The organism is uncultured Brachyspira sp., assembly GCF_944390595.1.
GTDB lineage: Bacteria > Spirochaetota > Brachyspiria > Brachyspirales > Brachyspiraceae > Brachyspira.
Genome location: NZ_CALXRN010000058.1, coordinates 1 through 2,748, shown reverse-complemented (window position 1 = coordinate 2,748; position 2,748 = coordinate 1). Strand labels below are relative to the sequence as shown.

At 25.7% G+C, this 2,748-nt stretch carries 3 protein-coding genes; 1 reads left to right on the top strand and 2 read right to left on the bottom strand.

Features of this window, described 5'->3' with window-relative positions:
• Nucleotides 1–366: 366 nt before the first annotated feature.
• Nucleotides 367–1,731 carry an MATE family efflux transporter gene (locus Q0J90_RS03095; protein ID WP_297276517.1) on the top strand — a complete coding sequence of 455 codons (1,365 nt, stop codon included), beginning with the start codon at nucleotides 367–369 and terminating at the stop codon, nucleotides 1,729–1,731.
• 209 nt (nucleotides 1,732–1,940) lie between these two features.
• Here the strand turns inward: Q0J90_RS03095 and Q0J90_RS03090 are convergent, their stop codons facing one another.
• Together Q0J90_RS03090 and Q0J90_RS03085 are read right to left on the bottom strand one after the other, a co-directional pair.
• Nucleotides 1,941–2,471: a hypothetical protein gene (locus Q0J90_RS03090; RefSeq protein WP_297276516.1), complete on the bottom strand. Its 531-nt coding sequence runs from the start codon at nucleotides 2,469–2,471 to the stop codon at nucleotides 1,941–1,943.
• Nucleotides 2,468–2,748, bottom strand: a 281-nt coding sequence (locus Q0J90_RS03085; RefSeq protein ID WP_297276515.1) for a site-specific DNA-methyltransferase, incomplete at its 5' end; no start/stop codon positions are given. The genes Q0J90_RS03090 and Q0J90_RS03085, both read right to left, overlap by 4 nt.

Below are 2,748 nucleotides of genomic sequence, written 5' to 3'. Positions count from 1 at the left end.
ATATTCTTAAAATATAAAGTTCTAGCAATTGCGTTTTTTGCAACTTTTTTGTGCGGCAAAAAAGTTGATAATTCTACATAAAGTGTATTGATTGACAAACTCAAAAATTTTCAGTATATATTAAAGGGCGGGGTATGTAATTAAGTTTTAAAAATTAATTACATTTGCCCACCCTAGTTTTTAAAAAATTAGTACGAATTTACCGCACGCAGAATAATGTTATCTTATTTTATACTGATTATAATTCTAATTTTCATTATAAATATAACTACTTAACCGTGCGTTTTATAAATTTTATATTTTTCTATTTAATTAATTATCATATAGTTTATAATAGACCGAGTTTAATTTGAGGTTATAAAATATATGGCTAATCATATAGGCACAGATTTAACAGAAGAAAAAGTAGTTCCTACTCTTATAAAACTTCTTATACCAATACTGCTTTCTAATATATTAAGTGTTGTTTATAATATAGTTGACAGTATTTGGATAGGCAATATTATAGGGCCTCTAGGACTATCTTCTGTCGCTGTAAGTTTCCCAATAATGCTGCTTATAGGTTCTTTTGCCTTCGGTGTTAATATGGCTAATGGGGTTATAGTTTCTCAGTATTACGGAGCCAAAGATTATGATACAGTAAGCCATGTAATAAAAGTATCTACTACATTAGGAGTCATTATACTTTTTACAGTTGGTTCTTTAATGCTTATATTTTCAAGACAGATACTTATTATAATGAACACTCCTTCAGATGCTATGGATATGGCTTTAATTTATTTAAGAATATCAATAATAGGTTTGCCTTTTGCTTATGCTTACTTTTTTATATCTTCAATACTTAGGGCTGTAGGAGATAGTGTAAGACCTTTAATATTTTTAATTGTATCATCTGTACTTAACATAATATTAGACCCTATACTGATAAAAGGTTTTTGGATAATCCCTGCTATGGGACTTAAAGGTGCTGCTATCGCTACTGTTATTTCTCAATTTACTTCCGTATTAATCAGTACAACTTATTTAAAATTTAAAAACAGTTTTATAAAGATTAATCCTTTTATATTTACATTTGATTTAGAAATGACAAAAAAAATAATGAAATTAGGCATTCCAATATCATTTAATCAGTTTATAGTATCATTCGGCTGGCTTATAATTACAAGACTTATCAGCAGTTTCGGAGAAGCAGCGAGTGCAACTGTTGCTATTGTAAATAGGGTAGAGTCACTATTTATTATGCCTATAGCTGCTTTGGGTAATGCTGTTATGACAATGTCTGCACAAAATATTGGAGCTAAAAAGATAGAAAGAGTTAAAGAAATTTTAAAAAGCGGTATTATAATAGGACTTATAATATCATCTGTTATGAGCATATTCTCTGTTGTTAATCCTTATCTTCTTATAAGAATGTTTACAAAAGATATGCAGGTTTTTGAATATGCGAAAAGCTATATTTATACTATAATGCCTATATTTATTTTCTATTCTATTATGTTTGTATGCAATGGAGTAATTAACGGAGCAGGAAAAACTATTGTTATAATGATATTTACAACTTCTACAACTCTTGTATTAAGAACAATATTAGCATACACATTATCCCCAAGATTTGAACTTATGGGTATATGGTTTTCTATGGGAATATGCTATATAATAAATACTTTATTCAGCATGTACTATTTAAAATCAAACAAATGGCAGAAGAATGCCGATATTACTGATAAATAAATTTTATTTGGCAGTATAATATTTAGCTTCTTTGTATAAATAAATACTGTTATAATTATTAATATCTTTAAATCTAAATTCCCAAATTAAATATTCATTATTTCTTTTTTCAAAAAACAAAGTTATTATATTTTCACAAGAGTATTATATATATTAATTAATATAATTATTTTATGATTATATCGGCAATTTGATAGTTTTTATATTAATTATATTTTATCTATCTCTTTTTTTAATTTTTCTCTTCCAGAATAATTCCAATATGTTATATCTTGTTCTATAAACATCCATTTTAATATTTTTAAAACTAATTCTACTGAAAAACCAGTATTAAATTTTAATTTTTTGCAATCATCAAGATTAACGTCTGATTTACAATTATATATATCATCTATCATGGATTTAACTTGAAAAAATTTATTTTCTGATTCATTTTTCTTTTTTTGTAAATCATTTAATATATCATTATGTTTTGGATTTCTTCTTTTTCTTTTGTTTACATCAGCAAAATTTATATTATCTGTATAAATAACAAAATCGACACCTCTATTAAATCTACCAGGTCTTTGTAAATAAATATTTGATCCTTCTAATGTATTTTCAACTATGTATTTATATTTAGATGAATTGTTTTCATTGCCAGGTTCTTCATTTAAAAATTCTTTAATTACATTATTTTTTATATCTTTTCTATTACCAATATTAGTAAAGTATTTGTTTATTATTTTTATATCATTCATAAAAAAGCCTCCTCATTATCAATACTTTTTAGACGCTTATTTGTAAGTTCTATATAATGTTTATCTATTTCTATACCTATATAATTTCTTCTTCCTAATATTTTGCATGCAATTCCTGTGGTACCAGAGCCATTGAAAGGATCTAGAATGGTATCATTTTCTTTTGTTGAAGCTAAAATTATTCTAGTTAATAATTGTAATGGTTTTTGTGTAGGGTGTTTTCCATGCAGTTTTTCACTTTTTGATGGCGATGATATAGACCATACACTTCTCATCT

Coding starts and splice junctions, on each gene's coding strand:
- Q0J90_RS03095 (WP_297276517.1), top strand. CDS start 367: ATGGCTAATCATATAGGCACAGATTTAACAGAAGAAAAAGTAGTTCCT.
- Q0J90_RS03090 (WP_297276516.1), bottom strand. CDS start 2,471: ATGAATGATATAAAAATAATAAACAAATACTTTACTAATATTGGTAAT.